Consider the following 19,625-nt stretch of genomic DNA (forward strand, 5'->3'; position numbering starts at 1 on the left):
CTATTAATGAATTAATCAAACTAAAATTAAAAACCATATTTTAATATGAATTTTGTAGTCAATAAATACTTTGCTCTGTTCCTTTGTTTAGTCTATCTAATTTCTTGCTCTGATGATGAGCCTGATCCTGTAGTAGATACATCAACTTTCGAAGGTACAATTAGTATTAACCCGAACAATTTCCCTAATGGTGGTGGGTTGGCGCTTACCGTTGGTGATACCGGAAGAGTGGCCCAACTTGATGATGAGGCAAACTTTAATTGGGACCTTTTGATAATTACTTATAAAACTGCCAATGGTGGACGACCTGGAATTCTATTGAAGGGAAACACAGATGCAACTGAAGCTGTAAAAGCCGTAGACGTATCGGAATTGAGCGAGGAGATAGGTACCGGACAAGCGGGGTTCAATAATTTCATAACCGTTTCTGACGGAATGACGGCCGCACTTAGTTCAGATGGTGTTTTTAACTTCGACCCGGCGATTGATGTAGATACCAACGGAAAGCCTGATGAGGCGGCACTTTTGGCGGCCTATGCCAATTTGGTAATCGGGGACAAGACGGTTAATTTGGATGAAGCCGACCAACCTGTATTTTTGATTCAGGTTGTTACCGGAGAATATTTCAAATTTCAACTGGTAACCAGAGAGGGTGGAGGTAATACCACTTTACGTTGGAGTCGCATAGTTTTGTAGATATTGAATGAATCCTTCACGCTATAGCTGTCTTCTGATTGTTTGCCTTATTCAAATCAATGTTTCTAAAAGTCAGCAAAGAGTTGATTCCTTGGCAAGTACAGTAGTGTTGGATACTGTAGTTGTACAGTTTGCAGGCTTGGATTCAATCGGCCTCATTTCACCAGCTAATCTGGAAGATGATCACTTCATTGACGTGTTTGCCAGGGGTAAGGGCACATTCAAAGTGCACGAGCAAAATTATCCATTGGTAGTTCGTGGTTTAGTAGGATCCAGGGTGCGGATAGAACGGAATGGACAGCTAATGACTGGCTTTGATCAGACTGGCTACCTCGCTGATGATTTAAATCCCAGGAATCTACATTCGGTCAGATTGTTGCACGGTGCCAGAAGCGTCATTTATGGTACAGGTAGTATTGGTGGAGTCTTGCTTGTTGAAGACGGTGCAGTCCTGTTTGAAAAACAAAGAGCCCTGTCCCTGGGGTATTTCAGTAATAACAGGCAGCAAACGTATGCAGTAAACCTGGGAGATGTGATTGGGAAATCAGGGCTTAATTTTTCAGGTTTATTCAAGCGAGCAAATAATTTTCAGTATGCAGATGGAGCTGAGGCTGAGCATTCGGCTTTTAGTGCTGGCAGCTTGTCCTTAGGATATGCTCTCAAGACGTCTAAATTGCACTTGGAATGGCGTGGTAATTGGCACAAGGGTGATTGGGAAAGACCCAGGGGGTTTCAAAACAACCCGCTGGAACTGCGTGATTTGCGTACGCGATATAGGATCGGTTCAGACTTAAAATTGAAATGGCATTTTTCAAAAGAGTTGGTTTTTGAAAACCGCTTATGGTACGGTCAGTACGACATTCAACAAAATCGAACCAATTTCGCTTCTGATTTTAATACTGTCAATTCATTCGAAAACAGAAACTATACACAGCGCAGTTACGGTGTTAGATCTGTCCTTAGTGGTTCGATTACTCAGTGGAACTTCGAAGTTGGATTTGATTACTACAGATTACTTTTCGAGGAAAAACGTTTGGAGGAAGATTTGCAATCCACTTTGACTCAGGAAGAAAAGGTATCCAGATCGGATGCTGCCGGTGGTTTGTTTGGCTTGATCGAGCATGGTTTGGATAAGCATTTATTGTTATTTTCAGTTAGAGGAGATCTTGCAAAACTGGGCTCTGAGGATCAAGTCAATACTTTTTCGAAATTTACTTTAGGGGCAATGTATCAGTACTCTTTTCGAACGATACTCAATAGTTCTATTAGCCTTAGTCGGCATTTCCGATATCCTGAGACCATCGAATCAACAGGTGTTTTTACCGGTGGGCGAGGTGTGTTCTATGGCAATGCTGATATAAACCCTGAGACTAGCTACAATCTGGAGTGGGATTTTTACGGACGGAGAAAAGCCTTTAGCTATGAGGTAGGTTTATGGGTTTCGTTCATCAACAATCGAATTACGGAAACTTTAGTTAATTCTGGTTCATATACTTATACTAACCTAAGTGAGTCAAGAATTGAAGGAATAGATTGCCAACTCACCTATTCGGTTTCGGATCTGACAAAGGAAGATAATCTGGCCATTGAGTTGTCCGGATCTGTGATTAGAGGATCAGTCGTCGATGGTTTTTTGGAAAATGGAGAGCCTCTGATTGGTATTCCACCAGCCAGAGCCAACTTACGGTTGATTTATAAGAAAAATATCAAAGTGCTTGGTGCGTTGTCATTTTCAATTGGCGCAAGCCAGGTAGGAAATTTTAATCGCTTACCAAAAGAAGTAGTAAGGAGCATTTGGGGAGTGAACGAGGCCGAGCATTACTTTCTTTTGGATTTAGGGCTCTCCCTGAGACATCAAAGCGAGTCCAGTGCGGTGGTAATCGGTACCAAAACCACAAATTTGTTGGATAAAGCGTACTTTCCGTTTGGGACACACATCATGGGGAAAGGAAGAGATTTAAGAGTATTCTTGAGCATTGATTTTTGAGGAAATCCTAATTCACTGACCTTGAATGATCCTCGGTTAGCAAAAAAAAACTGTAGTTGCGATTAAACGCATGAGTCTTCCATTAAATAGTCAAGCTCAATTTCAACCGAACTTTACAAAATAATCATTGATCAGACAGTCCGGTTCGTGCGATAAATAAGTGAAAGAGATTACAGGAAACGACAGTCCTTCATTAGGTCTTCATTTGTGAAACAAATAAAGTTTCCCTACATTTAGTCTTCAAATAAGAAACAAATATGAAGGGAACTAACTTGGGCGAATTTCAGGAAATCGTATTGCTATCAATTCTGATATTGGATGATGAAGCTTATGGACTCAAAATACAGCAAGAGCTAAGCGAAAGACTAAAGCGAGTATTGAGCCGTGGGGCTCTGCATGCAGCCCTAAGTCGATTGGAAGAAAAGGGTTTTATTGATTCTCATATAGGTGGAGCAACCACAGAGAGAGGAGGGCGCCGTAAGCGCTTTTACACACTTACCAACAGCGGTAAAGCTGCTTTGAGGCAGGCCAAAGAGTTGCGAGAAGAAATGTGGAGTCAGGTACCCAAATTGAGCCTTTCATGAGTCAGTCGAAGATACCTTCCAAATTTGAGCGCTTTTTTGAATGGTTCTGCAAGCCTGAACTTTTCGAGGAATTGCAAGGCGATTTGGAAGAAGCCTTTGAAGTAAACAAGTTAGAATCTGGCGTAGCAAAGGCAAAAAATATTTACCGAATGGAGGTGATCAAAATGATAAGGCCCTCAGTCATTCGGTTCGGTCAATTTCACTCAAAATTTAATCACTTAATTATGTTTAAAAACTACTACAAGACTTCCATCAGGAGTTTGATGAAGAATCCATTGAGTTCATGTATCAATGTGTTTGGACTTTCTGTTGCTATTGGCGTTTGCTTGCTCGTTTATGGTTTTATTGAACAAGACATTAATATAGACCGCTTTCATAAAAACAAATATGAGGTTTATCTCACGACTTTTTTTGCGGATCGTGATGGCACTGTTCAGCAGTTCGGACGAACTCCAACACCGCTAGGAAGAATGCTGCGAGAAGACTTCACACACATCAAGAAAGTGTGCCGTGTAGAAGATAACGGCGTCATTTTAAAATATAAGGATAAGGTGTTTCATGAGAGGGTACGGTTTACCGACCCGGAGTTTTTAGAAATGTTCACTTTCCCACTGAAATGGGGGTTAGCTGCCTCTTTGAAGGATATGAATAGCATTATCTTCAGTGAAGATATGTCCATCAAATATTTCGGAGAAGAGAACCCTGTCGGTCAAGATGTATTGATGAAATTTGCTGATGGCAGGAGCAAAACGTTTACGATCACTGGTGTAGCAGAGCCTTTTCCTAAGGCACACGCCATAGATTTTGATTTCCTTATCAATTTTGAAAACTTCCGAGTATCCAATCCGGAATATGATTTAACCAGTTGGAGTGCTTATGTAAATGCAACCCTAATTCAGGTCGAAAGGACTTCTGATCTGGAAATCATCATGCAGGGAATGGAGAAGTACAGGATTTTACAAAACAAAGCAGAAACAGACTGGGCTATTTCCTCGTTTGCCTTCGAACAACTGGCTACTCTACACGAAAAATCTAACGAAATAAGAGGTGATATTTCAAGTAGTGTTGAAGATGAGGCGCGAATTATTTTGCCGATTATTGGGATGTTTATGCTTCTTTTGGCTTGTTTCAACTATATCAATATAGCCATTGTTTCGGCGGCCAAAAGGCTCAAAGAAATAGGTGTTCGAAAGGTGATTGGGGCTAACCGCCGTGCACTTATTATCCAGTTCTTAGCCGAAAATATTTTCATATCATTTTTCGCAATGCTTTTTGGCTTGGTACTGGGAAAAGCATTGATTCTACCTTGGTTTAATCAGCTGTTCGACCTGGATGTAGAGTTGCGTCTTTTTGATCCTGCACTTTGGATATTCTTGTTTTCCATTTTACTTTTTACCGGAGTGGCATCCGGGATTTATCCGGCATTTTATATTTCAAAGTTTCAGGTGGTCAGGATACTCAAGGGTTCTGTGAAATTTGGGAAGAAAAATCCTTTGACCAAAATCTTCCTAGGTGTCCAATTGATATTGGCCTGCATTACTATTACGAACGGGATTATTTTTAGTCAAAACAGCACATACCAAGCCAAACGAAGTTGGGGATATAATCCAAAAGGAGTCTTATATACTCAAGTACCAGATCGACCTGCTTATGAGCAATTAAGTGCTTTACTCGAGCAGGATCCGAATGTTTTGGCTGTATCTGGGTCCAGGAATCATTTGGGCAAAGGTGTAAGTGTAAGCATAGTTCATTTGCCGGATCATCAATATGAAGTTTGGGAGCTCTCGGTTGATGCGACCTATCTAGAGACCATGCAGCTGCAACTTGCGGAAGGTAGAAATTTCCGTGAAGGGTACGAGAGTGATAAAAAAGCCATCATCGTTAATGAGCTACTAGTAGAACAAATAGGTCTTGAAGAACCCATCGGTCAGGTGTTTAAAATAGATAGTATGCGCTACGAAATCATAGGAGTTGCCCAGGACTATCATATTTTTAGCTTCTATAATGAAATACGTCCCACAATCCTTCGGTTGGAAGAAGCGGATGACTATCGCTATCTCTCTATGAGGGTCAGAGATGGCAAAGAAAAAGAGAGTTACGAGGCATTACAATCACATTGGTCAAATCTCTTCCCGGAGACTCCTTTTCAGGGTGGTTATCAAAATGAAGTATTTGGTAATTATTTTGTGGAGATCGGAGGCCATGCCAAATTTATGAAAGCAGTAGCTTTCATAGCCATCATGTTGGCAAGTTTAGGTTTGTATGGTTTGGTTACACTCAATGTTTCCGGAAGAGTCAGAGAATTTAGCATCAGAAAAGTACTGGGTGCTCAGATAAAAAACTTAGCTTTTAGCATCACCAAACAGTACGTAGTTTTGTTTGCCATAGCACTAACGATAGGTGCCCCCATCAGTTATATTTTAATTGATGCGCTTCTTGATTTGGTTTATCCATATCACATACCCATGAATTATTTTGGAGTCCTACTGGCAGTGATTATTTTGATAACTGTCTTGATGGCTACAATCTCCACTCAGATTGGCAAGGTGTCCAAGTCAAACCCGGTTGAAGGAATCAGAGTAGAGTAGAAGATTAAGACTGACAAGTCAGATCAAAAAGCATTCATAAGAGTTATGAATGCTTTTTTTATGAAATCTTGGCAGATGCTGATACTATATTACTGACAAAAGTAAACTTAATCAATACTCTTTCGTATATTGCTGACAAAAGTAAATTTAATCATTATGGGAAGATTACATCTCGGAGAATTTGAAGAGCTGGTGCTACTGACGGTAGGGGTGTTGTATGAAGATGCCTACGCCGTTGCAATCACCAAAGAGATCTCGGAGCAGTCCGGACGCTCGGTTAATGTCAGCGCAGTTCACAAGTCTCTTTATCGACTCGAAGAAAAAGGGATGCTCAAGTCGCATCTTGGTGAAGCCGAATCTAAGAGGGGCGGAAAACGGAAACGGTTATTTTCCATTACACCGGTTGGTAAAAAAGCATTGGATGACTCTATGGAGCTAAGAATGAAATTGCGAAATCAGATTCCTAAAATGGCTTTTAAATGGCAGGCTGGATAGAATGAGCAAGAAAGTCCAAATACCAAAACTGGTACATACCTTCTTTAAATGGTATTGCAGATCAGAAAGATATGAAGAATTGCACGGTGATCTGGAAGAGTTCTTCTATGATCGTGTCGAAGAGCAAGGTCTTCGAAAAGCTCGATTACTTTATTTGTTCGATGTTATACGATGTTGTCAACCTTACGCCTGGAAAAGAATAAACAGTCAAACTCACTCAAAATTAATTCACATAATCATGTTAAAAAATTACTTTAAGACCTCAATCAGAAGCATGATGAGGAACCCACTCAGTTCATTCATCAATATTTTTGGGCTCTCTGTGGCCATTGGCATCTGCCTGGTAGTCTATGGATTCCTTACTTATGATGTGAGCATAGATAGCTTTCATGAGAAAAAAAATGAAATTTACCTGACTACTTTTTTTGCAGATAAGGAAGGAACCCAGAAGCAATATGGTGAAATGCCAAGACCTCTTGGACAACTGCTGAATCAGGATTTTGCTCAATTGAAAAGTGTATGCAGAGTTAATGACAGAAATACTATAGTCAAATATGAAGATCGCGTATTTCACGAGCAGGTGCGGTATACAGACCCTGAGTTCTTAGAAATGCTCTCATTTCCCTTGAAATGGGGAAATCGGGCTTCTCTGGCCGACGTGAATAGCGTGATTTTGAGTGATGAAATGTCCATCAAATACTTTGGGAATGAAAATCCAATTGGAAAGGATTTACTACTGAAGTTTGACATGGACAATAGCAAAACCTTCACTATCACCGGTGTGGCTCAATCATTACCGAAGGCGCATGCCATCAAATTCAACTTTCTGATCAATTTTGAAAATATGAAGATCGCGGATCCTAACTACGACGTCATGGATTGGAATCAACTCATAGATGCACTATTGGTTGAAGTCAATGAGCCCGAGGATGTAAGAATGATCGAACAGGGAATGAATCGCTATATAGCACTTCACGCTGCTGCTCAAAGCGAGATGGTTATTTCTTCTTTTTCATTGGAGCAGTTGGCCACATTGAGGGAAAAATACGAGGACATTACCGGGTACTTTACTGGATATGTCTCCCGTGAGGCACGGGTTGTGTTACCCATTATTGGCATATTCATGCTGGTGCTCGCTTGTTTCAATTACATCAATATTGCCATCGTATCAGCAGCCAAAAGACTGAAAGAAATTGGAGTCAGAAAAGTCATAGGGGCCAACCGGCAACTGGTCATTGTTCAGTTTCTGACCGAAAATATATTTGTCACGCTCTTTGCACTTCTTCTTGGAATTACGTTGGCCATCTCTATTTTCCTTCCCTGGTTCAACCAGACGTTCAGTTTATTCGTCAATCTTAGTCCTTTGGATCATAACCTTTGGCTGTATCTCACCTCAATTTTACTTTTTACAGGGATAGCCTCAGGCCTTTATCCGGCTTTCTATATTTCAAAATTTACGGTTGTAAACATTATGAAGGGGTCAGTCAGGTTTGGAAAGAAGAACCCTCTGACCAAAATTATACTTGGGCTTCAGCTCATTCTTGCCTGTATCACCATTACCAACGGGGTCATATTCACTCAAAATATTAACTATCAGGCCAATAGAAGTTGGGGGTATAATCAAAATGACGCGCTATACACGCCAGTGCCTGACCTTTCAGGGTATGATCAGTTGTACGCCGCTATGTCACAAAACCCCAACGTTCTATCAATGTCCGGTTCCTGTCATCATTTGGGAAAAGATAAGACATCCGTCAAACTCCAAATGCCGGATCGAACATATGAAGTTCGTCAAATGGCTGTGGATGCTAATTATTTGAAAACTATGCAATTGGAGTTGAAAGAGGGGCGTGCTTTTATCGACCACCAGGAAGCGGACAAACAAACCGTAATGGTCAACGAATTGCTGGTCAAGAATCTGGGTCTGATTGAGCCCATAGGGCAGGTAGTTAAAATTGACAGCAACAGATATGAGGTGATTGGTGTGATCAAGGATTTTCATATCCATAGTTTTTATGACAAAATACGACCAACCATAGTGACTCTGGCAGATCGGAAAGACTACAACTACTTGACGATGAAAGTCAGACCAGGTTCGGAAATAGAAACTTATGATGCACTTCAAGGTCATTGGACTCACTTGTTCCCTGAAAACCCATTTCAGGGTGGTTTTCAAAGAGATATATTGAATTGGTACTTTAATGACATTGCTAGTCATGCCAAGATCATGAAGGTCATTGCTACCATAGCCATTTTGCTTGCGGGATTGGGACTATACGGACTGGTAACGTTAAACGCGTCAGGTAGGGTCAGGGAGTTTAGCATTCGGAAAGCGCTTGGGGCGGGGTTTAAAAGCATCGTCAAAATAATCACGAAACAATATGTGATACTTTTTACTGTTGCCTTGGGTATCGGTGCGCCAATAAGCTATATTATGATTGAAGCCATGCTAGGTATGGTTTACCCTGATGATACGATGCCGATGAATTTCTCAGGTGTTCTCATAGCGATTGGAAGCTTGGTCTTTGTGTTGTTTGTGGTAGTATTTAATCAAGCAGGCAGAGTGTCCAACTCTAATCCTGTAAATGGACTCAAAGTAGAATAAATCCAATAAAGAGGTGAAGATTACATCTCTCAGACACTAGTTAAAAGCCTGTTTAAGCCGAGATGGCCTGAACAGGCTTTTTTGATTTAATTGTCTATCAACTTCGCTTTTATATATATAATATTACTACAATTAGGAAATTAAAGCAATATGTATTTCATTTGTAATACTACAATTAGGAATTAATTATCAATCGATATGAAAAAATTTCAACTAGGGGAGTTCGAAGAAATCGTCATGCTGACGGTTGGCGTGCTCTACAAAGAGGCCTATGGTGTATCCATCAAAAAGGAGATAGAAACCAGGTTGTCTAGAAAGGTTAGCGTGGGGGCGTTGCAATCGGCCCTCAAGAGATTAGAACAAAAAGGATACTTGAAGTCAGCACCAGGTGATACCAGTCAGGAAAGAGCAGGCAGGCCGAAGTTGTATTTCGAAATTACGGCTGAAGGTAAAAATGCCCTGGAATATACTCGAAGCACGCGAAACGAACTGTGGAATTCGATTCCAGGGTTGGCACTAGATGTGAAATTTGCCCTTAGTGTATGAATCAAAAACTGCCTCCAAAATTGCTACTCAGGTTTTTCAAATGGTTTTGTCATCGGGACTTGCACGCCTATGTAGAGGGGGATTTATTAGAATTATATCAGGAGAAATTACTCAACTCCAGTCGAAGGACGGCAGATTTTAAAATTGCTATCGACATACTATTGCTTTTTAGGCCAAGCATAATCCGGCCTTTCGAAGGATTCAAAAACTCAAATAATAACGCTATGTTAAAAAACTATTTTAAAACCTCAATGAGAAGTATGATGAGGAGCCCACTCAGTTCTTTCATCAATATTTTTGGACTATCTGTTGCGATTGGGATTTGCCTGATCGTTTATGCTTTTATTGATCAGGACATTAGTATTGATCAATTCCACCAAAATAGACATGAAGTCTTTTTGACCACAGCACATTCCTATCAGGATGGCGAGTTGGTACAATACGGGCAAACACCGACACCTCTCGCTCAAATGCTAAAGGGGGACTTTCCGCAAATCACTGAGATTTGCAGGGTAGAAGATGTAAACGTTGTACTCAAGCATGGAGATAAAGTGTTTCATGAGCGTGTTCGTTTTGCAGACCCTTCATTTTTGGACATGCTCACCTTTCCTATGCAGTGGGGTACTTCCGGTACTTTGAATGACCCTAACAGCATCATACTCACGGATGAGATGTCTGTCAAATATTTTGGAGACCTAAATCCCGTAGGAGAGGATTTGCTGATGAAATTTGAGGATGAAAGTGTCAAAACCTTCACCGTCACCGGCGTAATAGAGCCGTTCCCGAAAGCACATGCCATTCATTTTGATTATTTGGTCAATTTTGAAAACATCCGCAAATCAGATCAAGCTTATGACCTTGCGGATTGGACCAGGTCACTGAATGCCACGCTGATACGTGTGAATGTACCAGCTAATATAGAGGCAGTCGAAAGAGGTATGAATAAGTATAAAAAATTACAAAATGATGCTAATCCCGAACGTCCCATTGAATCATTTTCATTTGTATCTATCGCTGATTTGCATGAAGCGTCGAATGACATAAGAAATGGCATCTCATATGGCACAAGAAAGGAAGGCTGGGTCATTCTTTCGATCATGGCTCTTTTCATTCTGACTTTGGCTTGCTTCAACTATATCAATATCGCCATTGTATCTGCATCAAAAAGGTTGAAAGAAATAGGTGTAAGGAAGGTAATCGGTGCCAATAGAGGCTTGGTTATTTTTCAATTTCTGGCTGAGAATATTCTGGTCATGTCCTTTGCACTGTTATTTGGACTTTTTCTAGGGTATAGCACATTTATTCCATGGTTTAATGGGTTATTTGGAAGGGGTTTAGAACTAGTATTGCTGGACTTGAATCTTTGGATTTTCTTGTTATCCATGTTGCTCCTTACCGGGTTGGCATCAGGCATATACCCCGCCTTTTATATATCCAAATTTCAGGTTATAGGGATATTTCGTGGATCTGTACAACTTGGAAAGAAGAACCCCCTGACCAAAATATTTTTAACGCTTCAGCTGGCTTTGGCCTTTATTGCGATTTCAGGTGGTGTCTGGATGACGCAAAACAAGGACTATCAAATCAATAGAAGTTGGGGGTATCAACCGAATGAGGTTTTGTATACCGATGTTCCCGACCAATCAGCCTTTGATCAACTGTATGCAGTCATGTCACAGAACCCGAATGTCCTATCGATTTCTGGTTCGAGTCAGCATTTAGGACATGGATTGCGGGATGTAGTAGTGGATACCCCTGAGCGTCAATATGAGGTGGGTCAGTTTGCAGTCGGAGCCAACTATTTTGAAACCATGGGCTTGCAGATACTAGAGGGTAGGGCATTCCAACCTAATTTCGAAAGTGACAATCGTTCGCTGGTAGTCAATGAACAATTTGTCCATAACCTTTCTCTACAGAATCCACTTGCTGAAATTGTAAAAATCGATAGTGCCAGGTACGAAATAATTGGAGTAGTAAAGGATTTCCACAATTGGGATTTTGACTATAAAATTGAACCAACCATTTTCAAAGTTGCCGGCACGCAAGATTTTCGTTACCTGTCTATGAAAGTGAGAACCGGCAAGCAGAGCGAAGTATATCAAGCACTTAGAGAACAGTGGATAAGTCATTTTCCAAATACACCTTTCCAGGGGGGCTATCAGGAAGGTGTTTTTTCGGGTTACTTTGACTATATGGATAGTGCAGCCGAATTCATGCGTGCTTTGGCATTCGTGTGCATTCTGTTAGCCAGTTTAGGCCTTTATGGCCTGATTACGCTCAACATATCGGGAAGGGTCAGGGAGTTTAGTATTCGAAAGGTGCTCGGAGCGAGCCTGAAGAATGTAGCGATGATTATTACCAAACAGTATGTTTTACTTTTTGTGTTGTCTACGCTCCTGGGAGCCCCGGCAGGATATGTACTCATGGAGACCTTATTTGATACAGTATTTACCTACCACATGCCTATGAACTACTCTGGTCTCGTCATATCGGTGATACTTCTGGTAGGCGTACTTTTGGTTACGATTTATACACAAGTTAGAAAGCTAGCGAAGGCCAACCCAGTTGATGGATTGAAGGTGGAGTAGCGTATTTAGTTGTTTGATTAGCTCATCCAAAAGGTCCATTTGGTTATGCTTTTGGATGACTATGCAACCTTGTACGACGAAGCTGCATCTACTCATCTGCTTGTCGTCAAAACTGCGGAACTGTCCTAAGTTTATCAGTTTCATCAGGCAGACTAATGAATTTTTTAAAGTCAAAACTCAAAATACAATGAACTCAAAATTACTAATGACCAGCTTATGCCTGCTGGTCGCCATGTCTGGTCATGCGCAATTCCTAATATCAGGGATAGTTACTAACAAGAATGATAATACCCCAGTGGCCTTTGCTAACATAGGAATTATCAATTCATCTGTTGGCACCTGTGGCTTTGAGGATGGATCATTTAAACTTATTGTACCATCAAATATGATAAACGCGCCAATTACTTTTTCAGCTATTGGTTTTGTGCAACATGAGCTAAAAATAGATACACTAAATTTAGTAAATCTGATAGTACCTCTGGAAGAAAACACAGCAGTACTTAAAGAAATTCGCATTACGCCATCAGGGGAGGTAAAGTCGGATGTTATAGGTCAGCAATCGCCTGGCATACCCGGATTTACACGTTGGGGCGAAACACTTCCTAGCTCGGTGGGCGGTAGTGCCTGGGCTACTAAAATCGTAATGCCGCAATCTGTGATTGATATTAAAAAAGCCAATCTTCATATTTATAAGAATGACCTCGATAGTTTTAACATACGATGTAGGATCATGTCAGTTGGTGAAGACGATTTGCCAGACAAAGACCTGCTCGGTGAAAGTGTGATCTTTGGATCTAAAGTCAAAAAAGGCTGGATATCAATTGACTTTACGTCGTACAATTTTAGCGTCGCAGAAGACTTTTTTCTTGTTTTTGAGTGGATCATGGATAAGGAGGGGGCAAGACTGGCAGCGCAGCATGAGGCGAATGCTTTACCTTGGAAAATACCAAATTCGGAAATCTGGAATAATAGTCTAATGGTTTATTTGGATGAGAATAATGAACTGGTCAAACAGAAATTGACAAAATCACAACGCGAGGAGTGCGAGGCGCGGGAGTTTCCTCAAACCTGGTTCGGAATAAAAAAAGCTAAAACAAAAGGTACAAACTATAATCGCGAAGGTAGTACAGCATCTTGGATTGAGGAGCCCTCATTCGATTTGGTAGCTTATATTGAGTATGAGTGGTATTAAATTTAGGGATCTACACCATAAGGTTTTAAAGACCTTATGGGTTTATATTTTATTACTCCCATTCATCCCGTAACCCAGCGGTGTTTTGGGAATGAAACTTTACATATTCATTGATTCCGCCAAACCAATCTAAGACCTCTATTCTTGATAGTAAAGTTGGTTTTTCGGAGGTGTGCGAATGAAACGAACTATGCTGCCACGCCTCAAGATTTTGAGTAAACCCATGTTTGATCGGATTTTGATGAATATAATTGATAGTGGCAGTTAGGTAGTTCTCTGATTTGATTTTGAACCTTTTAGTGTAATCAATCCAAAGAGCACCTTTGCGTTCGTATTTTTTATTGTAGGCTTTGGCATAGGCGTTGAGCAGATTGCTTATCTGCTGCATAATTAACTTGTGATAGTCGTTTTTAAATTTGGGATGTTTCTTGAGTGCTTCTTCGCTGTTGGTTTTGATTAAAAAATGAATATGATTTGGCATTAAACAGTAACAAAGTGTGCTACATACAGATGGTATATAGTGGGCATACCTTCGTAAAAAGTAGTGATAATTTTCATCCGTCCGGAATAGGTTCTCAGTACCGACGGCATGATTTACGAGGTGGTAGTAAGTATCCGGTTCGAATTTTTCTAGTCCTTTCATTTTTTATTTTTCCAAACCTATATACCTATAAGGTTTTTGAAACCTTATAGGTATCAATATTTCAACTTTTTTTAAAAATAATTAACATTTAACGAAACATTTCTTACTATTGCAGTGTATTAGTATGGTAGTACACTAGATTACTTCTTTAAATTATGGTTCAGATAGAGAATCTTTCCTTTAGTTATCGTCAGAAGCAGGTGCTGTTTGATCAGTTGTGCTTGTCTCTTCCCATGGGCAATATTTATGGCTTGTTGGGCAAGAATGGTGCAGGTAAGTCTAGCTTGTTGAAGCTGATCGCGGGGTTACTGTTCCCAAAAGAAGGGAGCTTACTGGTAGGAGAGCATACGCCTGGAGACCGTTACCCTGAGTTTCTGCAAGAAATTTACCTGGTCACCGAAGAGTTTCATTTGCCATCGATGAAGATGAGTCGATTTGTGAAGCTGTATAGTCCATTCTATCCAAGATTCAATCATGACCTCTTTGAAGAGTACATCAAGGAGTTCAAATTGCTTGCGGATCAAAAACTATCCGCACTGTCGTATGGACAGAAGAAGAAGTTTCTCTTGTCCTTTGGGTTGGCCACGGATTGTAGACTTTTAATTCTGGATGAGCCTACCAATGGTCTGGATATTCCATCCAAAAGTCAATTTAGAAAAGTGGTGGCCAACGCGATTCACGAAGATCGAAGTTTCATCATCTCCACGCATCAGGCACGAGACATGGAAAATCTGATAGATCCAATTATCATACTGGACGAGGGACAGATCGTCTTTTTCGAGGATTATGAGCAAATCTCAAAGAAATTGATGGTAACTAAACAAGCAGATTTGCCTAACCATGATAGAGTCGTTCATGCCGAGTCCACCTTTAGTGGTCATACTATAGTAGAGGAGAACATCACGGCTCAGGAGTCCAACATGAATCTCGAGATATTGTTTAATGCAGTGGTAAATAATAAAGAGAAAATTCAAAAAATCTTCAAAAACTAATCTTATGCAATTGAAGAATTATTTCGATATCAATCGTTTTTTGAAGCTACTCAGACTTGAATTGTTCAGGAGCCTGAGAGGGATTTTCATTGCTTTTGAAATCACTTTTGGTATGCTCTTTTTTGTTGGCCTATTGTTGTCGATTATTCTGGACGATAGTATGGTGTTTTTTGAACATGGCACAGGCTATGCTTTTACTTTAATTATTGGAGGGTTTGTGCTTACAAGCTTGTCTTTCAATGATTTAAGTGATTCATTAAAAAGCTACAGCTACCTTACTTTACCGGCCTCATCTTTTGAAAAATTTCTTTGTATGTGGCTGCTAACATCAATTGGATGGGTGGTGCTTTATAGCTTTACTTACTACATATATACGCTGGCAGCTAATCCAATTGGACTGATGATCGATGGGAATATGAAGTTTGAAAACTTCGATCCCCTGAGTGAGTTTGCAGTGTCGACAATGAAGTATTATTTCGTACTTCAGGGCATATTTTTAGTGGGAGCTGCACACTTCAAAGGATATGTATTTCCAAAGACGGTATTTGTTCTGATTTTACTAGCAATAGTCGCAGGCTTTCTTATTTATTTTTCTATGGCAGACTTGCTGGAAGAGGGAGAGGAATGCCTTTCTGAAGTTAGCCCCCTTGAGGGTACAACAATTTATCGAATTTGGTTGAGTGCACAATGGGCATTCTGGTGGATACTGGCTCCACTTTCCTGGATAATTGCGTACATGGGACTTAAAGATCGGGAGGTGTAAGATGGAATTCAGAGACGACCAGGCGATTTATTTACAAATAGCAGATCACTTCTGCGAGAACATTTTGTTGCAAAAATGGAATCCGGGAGACCGTATTCCGTCAGTCCGAGAAATGGCTGTCAATATAGAAGTAAACCCCAATACAGTTATGCGAACGTTTAATTACCTGCAAGAAAAAGGTATCATTTATAACAAAAGAGGCATTGGCTACTTTGTAGCTGACGATGGCCGAATCAAGACCAATGCGCTCAGAAAAGAGGACTTTATTACTCAGGAGTTGCCAAGGTTTTTTAAGGCCATGAGTCTATTGAACCTGACTATGGACGACATGAATAAATATTATCGCCAATATCTGAAAAATGAAAAAACAAGTTCTGATACAGCGTCTACAACTAGTTGAAGAGCCCAATTGATATAAACCATGCAAACAAGTAAAAAAGTATTGTTAACAGTTGCAGGCATACTCCTGGCATTGTTTGTCAGTAGCCTGATGATCCTGCGAAGAGATATTCAAACTATAAACGAGCAGACTAAATTGGCGAATCAGCTCACATCCGTACCCGTTGAGGAATTTAAGTTTTTACATTTTTCTGGATTATGGGAAGTACAGGTCAAACAGGGCAGAGTTTATAAGGTCGAGCTGACATTTGATCAGGAGGGTAGCTATTTACCCCAGCTCGAAAATATCAATGATACCCTCTATTTCTCTATTGACGGAGACAGTTTGGTCAGCGTTCGTGCCAGGGTAATCACCCCATTTATTGGAGGGGTACTGGGAGAGGATGGTGCTCACATCCACCTAAGAAACTTCAAATTGGACTCTATGTCAATTGCGCTCAACAATAGCCATCTGATAGGAGAGGAGAATGAATTTATCTATACATCATATAAAACCACGGGCAATTCCGGGATCGAACTTATAGACGATCCGATGAAATAGCCTTCAGAACACCACACTAGAAAAGTATAACCCATAGGGATGCCTATGGCATAAACCACTAATTCCAACTAAAATGAAAAAATTTAGTTTCATGACCCTTATTGCCTTTTTTTCACTGGCAGTCAAAGGTCAAACCCTCACACAAACGGTAAGAGGAACATTGAAAGATGCAGACAGTCAGCAGCCCTTAATAGGTGCCACTGTTTTGATTCCGGATTCAGATCCACTGATTGGTGGGGTAACCGGAGTAGACGGAAGTTTCAAACTCAAGGGTATCCCATTGGGTAGAATTACCTTGCAGTTGTCTTACCTCGGCTATACAAGCAAAACCATACCCAATATCATTGTTGACTCCGGTAAGGAGGTCGTGTTGGATTTGAGCCTGCAGGAGTCTGTTATTAAAATGGAAGATTTGGTGGTGCGGGCCTCTGCCAACAAGGGTGAGGCGATCAACGATATGGCATTGATTAGTGCAAGATCCATATCACCGGATGAAACCAAGCGTTACCCGGGTACCTTCAACGACCCCTCTCGTATCGTCGCCAATTTCGCAGGAGTGACAGCCACACAGGATGGTAGTAATGACATCATCGTAAGAGGAAACTCTCCCAAATATATGCAATGGCGTCTGGAAGGGATACAAATTCCAAATCCCAACCACTTTGCAGATCAAAATGCAGCCGGAGGCTCTATCAGCGCCCTCAACAATAACATGCTGGCTACTTCGGATTTTTATACGGGTGCTTTCTCCCCCGAGTATGGCGATGCTCTATCTGCCGTGTATGACGTAAAACTGCGCAATGGAAACAACGAAAGGTTCGAATCTGTTTTTGGCTTTGGTCTTTTGGGAACAGACTTTACCGTAGAGGGACCATTTAAAAAAGGGTACAATGGTTCCTATGTAGCCAATTACAGATACTCTACTGTTTCTCTGATCAGCGATTTAGGTTTGGTAGATGTGAACGGTATACCCAAATTTCAGGATGCCGCTTTCAAGGTGTTTTTGCCTAGCAAAGGCGCTGGAACTTTTTCCATTTTTGGATTAGGCGGAGTCAGCAATTTTGTTTTCGAAGATATCACACCTGACATCTGGCAAACACCCGGAGATCAATCTATGCGATCCGAAATTCATGAGGATTACGATAAGGTAGCCAATATGGGAAATCTGGGTGTCACTCATCTCATGCCAATTAACAACAATAGCTTTATAAGCACGACGATTGCCTACTCAGGCCAGCGCATGGAGGATAAAGTATACGAATATGGCCTGGTAGAAATTTATGACACTCAAAACAACTTCCTGAGGGACTCAGCCGTCAACAGAGTCCTGAACTTCAAGAGCCAGCTATTGAAATCTACCTTTAGGGGAGCATTGACTTACAGCAATAAGATCAGTGCCAGCCATAAAATTGAAATGGGAACCAAATACGCCTATTTTGATTACGACTATGAGCAGAGCAAGCTTGGAGATGATCGCAACGCCCGATTTACATCAATAGATTTCAAAGAGCACATTTCAACGGTAAGAAACTTCATAAGTTGGAAATTCCGACCGAGCGAAAGCATCACCCTGATTGCAGGTATTCACAACATGAACGTTTTGTATAACAACAAGTCGACTATAGAGCCCCGTTTAGCTTTAAACTGGAAAATCAATGATACCAATGCTATTCATGCCGGGTATGGCAATCACAGTACCATGGAGAGCGTTCATCATTATTTTGCCAGGGTTGAACAAGCGAACGGAACTATTGCCGAGCCCAATCAGGACCTGGATTTGCTAAGGGCGCACCACTACGTGCTTGGGTACAAGAAAAAGATCAGCAATCATTTGAGTCTGAATCTTGAGGTCTACTATCAGGATCTTTACAACCTGCCTGTGGAAAACAGCGACACGAGTATCTTTTCAACCATCAACGAAGGCATAGACTTCCGATATGTAGATCTGGTCAATGAAGGAACAGGGCAAAACTATGGCATAGAGGCTACACTAGAGCGGTTCTTTCACAATGGCTACCATTTCATGGTCAACGGCTCTTTGTTTCAATCAAAGTACAAAGCCCTGGACGGAATAGAACGCAATACACAGTATAGCAGCAACTACATGGTGAATATTCTGTTTGGGAAAGAATTCCAGAACCTTGGCAGAAAGCAGAACCAAGTCTTAAGCCTGGAAGGCAAAGCCTTTATTGGGGGCGGGAGAAAAATCATACCACTGCTACGCGACGATCAGGGCAATTTGGCTGTAGAACCTGACAGTAACCAGTTTTGGGATTATCAAAGGGCCTACGAACATGGTCTCGAGGATATCTATACCATCACGTTATCCACGAGCTACAAATGGAACAAGCCAAAAGCGACCCATGAACTTAACCTGACCTTTGACAATGTCACAAATAACATTGGAAAAATATCTGAATTCTATGACGAGAGCGAACCCAACTCTATTGGCTACCTCACACAATTTGGATTTTTTCCTAACCTGATGTACAGAGTTTATTTCTAGCACTTTGTTCATTTTGATTTCAAATCAACTAGTACATTTTTTCGAGTAGCCCATTGATTTTTAGACGATGGTTACTCTTTTGAAAAGTTAAATCACATCTAATAAAGTAATTATGAAAAAGATATGCTATGGTTTGGCGATAGTCTCGCTAAGTATTTGCCTGAACTCCTGTGGAGTAAGTGGGGCTTACATATACAATCACAATCAAAACTCAACCCAAGTGCATCTGGCCAAAAACAACTACCAGATCGTCTCTGAGGTTAGTGGGAGTGCCGATGTGGACTATGTCTTAATATTCGGAGGAATGAATAGGAAACAGCTCTATTCAGAGGCCTATGCCAGTATGATAAGAGAAGCTGACCTGAAATCCGGATCACGGGCCATAGTCAATATAGTCACCGAAGAGCATCTAGGCGGGGTTCCGCCCTTTTATTATAACCGAACTATAACGGTGAGCGCTCACATCATCGAATTTACTGAGTAATTGACACAGCAGGGCT

At 40.9% G+C, this 19,625-nt stretch carries 16 protein-coding genes; 15 read left to right on the plus strand and 1 reads right to left on the minus strand.

From position 1 onward, the window contains the following. Nucleotides 1-45: 45 nt before the first annotated feature. The 9 genes from ABJD64_RS09150 to ABJD64_RS09190 all read left to right on the plus strand — a co-directional run bounded on the left by ABJD64_RS09150 (nt 46) and on the right by ABJD64_RS09190 (nt 13,281). The gene (locus tag ABJD64_RS09150) at nt 46-696 is read left to right on the plus strand and encodes a hypothetical protein (RefSeq protein ID WP_348181948.1); all 651 of its coding nucleotides are present in this window, start codon (nt 46-48) and stop codon (nt 694-696) included. Between the two features lie 91 nt (nt 697-787). Further along, the gene (locus tag ABJD64_RS09155; protein WP_348181949.1) at nt 788-2,683 is read left to right on the plus strand and encodes a TonB-dependent receptor; all 1,896 of its coding nucleotides are present in this window, start codon (nt 788-790) and stop codon (nt 2,681-2,683) included. Between the two features lie 257 nt (nt 2,684-2,940). Continuing rightward, a complete protein-coding gene (locus tag ABJD64_RS09160; protein ID WP_348181950.1) occupies nt 2,941-3,267 on the plus strand; it encodes a helix-turn-helix transcriptional regulator in 327 nt (108 codons plus the stop codon). Then, nucleotides 3,264-5,855, plus strand: coding sequence for an FtsX-like permease family protein (locus ABJD64_RS09165; RefSeq protein WP_348181951.1), 2,592 nt, complete (start codon nt 3,264-3,266; stop codon nt 5,853-5,855). Before ABJD64_RS09160 ends, ABJD64_RS09165 begins: the two co-directional genes overlap by 4 nt. 156 nt (nt 5,856-6,011) lie before the next feature. Beyond that, entirely contained in the window at nt 6,012-6,350 is a 339-nt protein-coding gene (locus tag ABJD64_RS09170; protein ID WP_348181952.1) for a helix-turn-helix transcriptional regulator, read from the plus strand. Nucleotide 6,351: 1 nt separating this feature from the next. Next, the gene (locus ABJD64_RS09175) at nt 6,352-8,955 is read left to right on the plus strand and encodes an ABC transporter permease (RefSeq protein WP_348181953.1); all 2,604 of its coding nucleotides are present in this window, start codon (nt 6,352-6,354) and stop codon (nt 8,953-8,955) included. Nucleotides 8,956-9,153: 198 nt separating this feature from the next. After that, nucleotides 9,154-9,501, plus strand: a complete 348-nt coding sequence (locus ABJD64_RS09180) for a helix-turn-helix transcriptional regulator (protein WP_348181954.1) — start codon at nt 9,154-9,156, stop codon at nt 9,499-9,501. Next, nucleotides 9,498-12,089, plus strand: coding sequence for an FtsX-like permease family protein (locus ABJD64_RS09185; RefSeq protein ID WP_348181955.1), 2,592 nt, complete (start codon nt 9,498-9,500; stop codon nt 12,087-12,089). The genes ABJD64_RS09180 and ABJD64_RS09185 overlap by 4 nt, the downstream gene beginning before the upstream one ends. Before the next feature lie 187 nt (nt 12,090-12,276). Next, nucleotides 12,277-13,281 (plus strand): carboxypeptidase-like regulatory domain-containing protein, encoded by a 1,005-nt coding sequence (locus ABJD64_RS09190; protein WP_348181956.1) that lies wholly within the window; start codon nt 12,277-12,279, stop codon nt 13,279-13,281. 52 nt (nt 13,282-13,333) lie between these two features. On the opposite strand, the gene ABJD64_RS09195 is transcribed toward ABJD64_RS09190, so the two are convergent. Next, entirely contained in the window at nt 13,334-13,924 is a 591-nt protein-coding gene (locus tag ABJD64_RS09195; RefSeq protein ID WP_348181957.1) for a hypothetical protein, read from the minus strand. A gap of 155 nt (nt 13,925-14,079) precedes the next feature. Between ABJD64_RS09195 and ABJD64_RS09200 the strand changes: the two genes are divergently transcribed. The 6 genes from ABJD64_RS09200 to ABJD64_RS09225 all read left to right on the plus strand — a co-directional run bounded on the left by ABJD64_RS09200 (nt 14,080) and on the right by ABJD64_RS09225 (nt 19,609). Next, a complete protein-coding gene (locus ABJD64_RS09200) occupies nt 14,080-14,916 on the plus strand; it encodes an ABC transporter ATP-binding protein (protein WP_348181958.1) in 837 nt (278 codons plus the stop codon). 4 nt (nt 14,917-14,920) lie between these two features. Next, nucleotides 14,921-15,679: a hypothetical protein gene (locus ABJD64_RS09205; RefSeq protein ID WP_348181959.1), complete on the plus strand. Its 759-nt coding sequence runs from the start codon at nt 14,921-14,923 to the stop codon at nt 15,677-15,679. Between the two features lies 1 nt (nt 15,680). After that, entirely contained in the window at nt 15,681-16,079 is a 399-nt protein-coding gene (locus tag ABJD64_RS09210; protein WP_348181960.1) for a GntR family transcriptional regulator, read from the plus strand. 21 nt (nt 16,080-16,100) lie between these two features. Then, a complete protein-coding gene (locus ABJD64_RS09215; protein WP_348181961.1) occupies nt 16,101-16,619 on the plus strand; it encodes a hypothetical protein in 519 nt (172 codons plus the stop codon). 73 nt (nt 16,620-16,692) lie between these two features. Continuing rightward, the gene (locus ABJD64_RS09220) at nt 16,693-19,125 is read left to right on the plus strand and encodes a TonB-dependent receptor (protein ID WP_348181962.1); all 2,433 of its coding nucleotides are present in this window, start codon (nt 16,693-16,695) and stop codon (nt 19,123-19,125) included. Nucleotides 19,126-19,237: 112 nt separating this feature from the next. Continuing rightward, entirely contained in the window at nt 19,238-19,609 is a 372-nt protein-coding gene (locus ABJD64_RS09225) for a DUF6567 family protein (RefSeq protein ID WP_348181963.1), read from the plus strand. Nucleotides 19,610-19,625 lie beyond the last annotated feature (16 nt).

The organism is Reichenbachiella sp., from assembly GCF_039944555.1.
In the GTDB taxonomy this organism is placed as follows: domain Bacteria; phylum Bacteroidota; class Bacteroidia; order Cytophagales; family Cyclobacteriaceae; genus Reichenbachiella.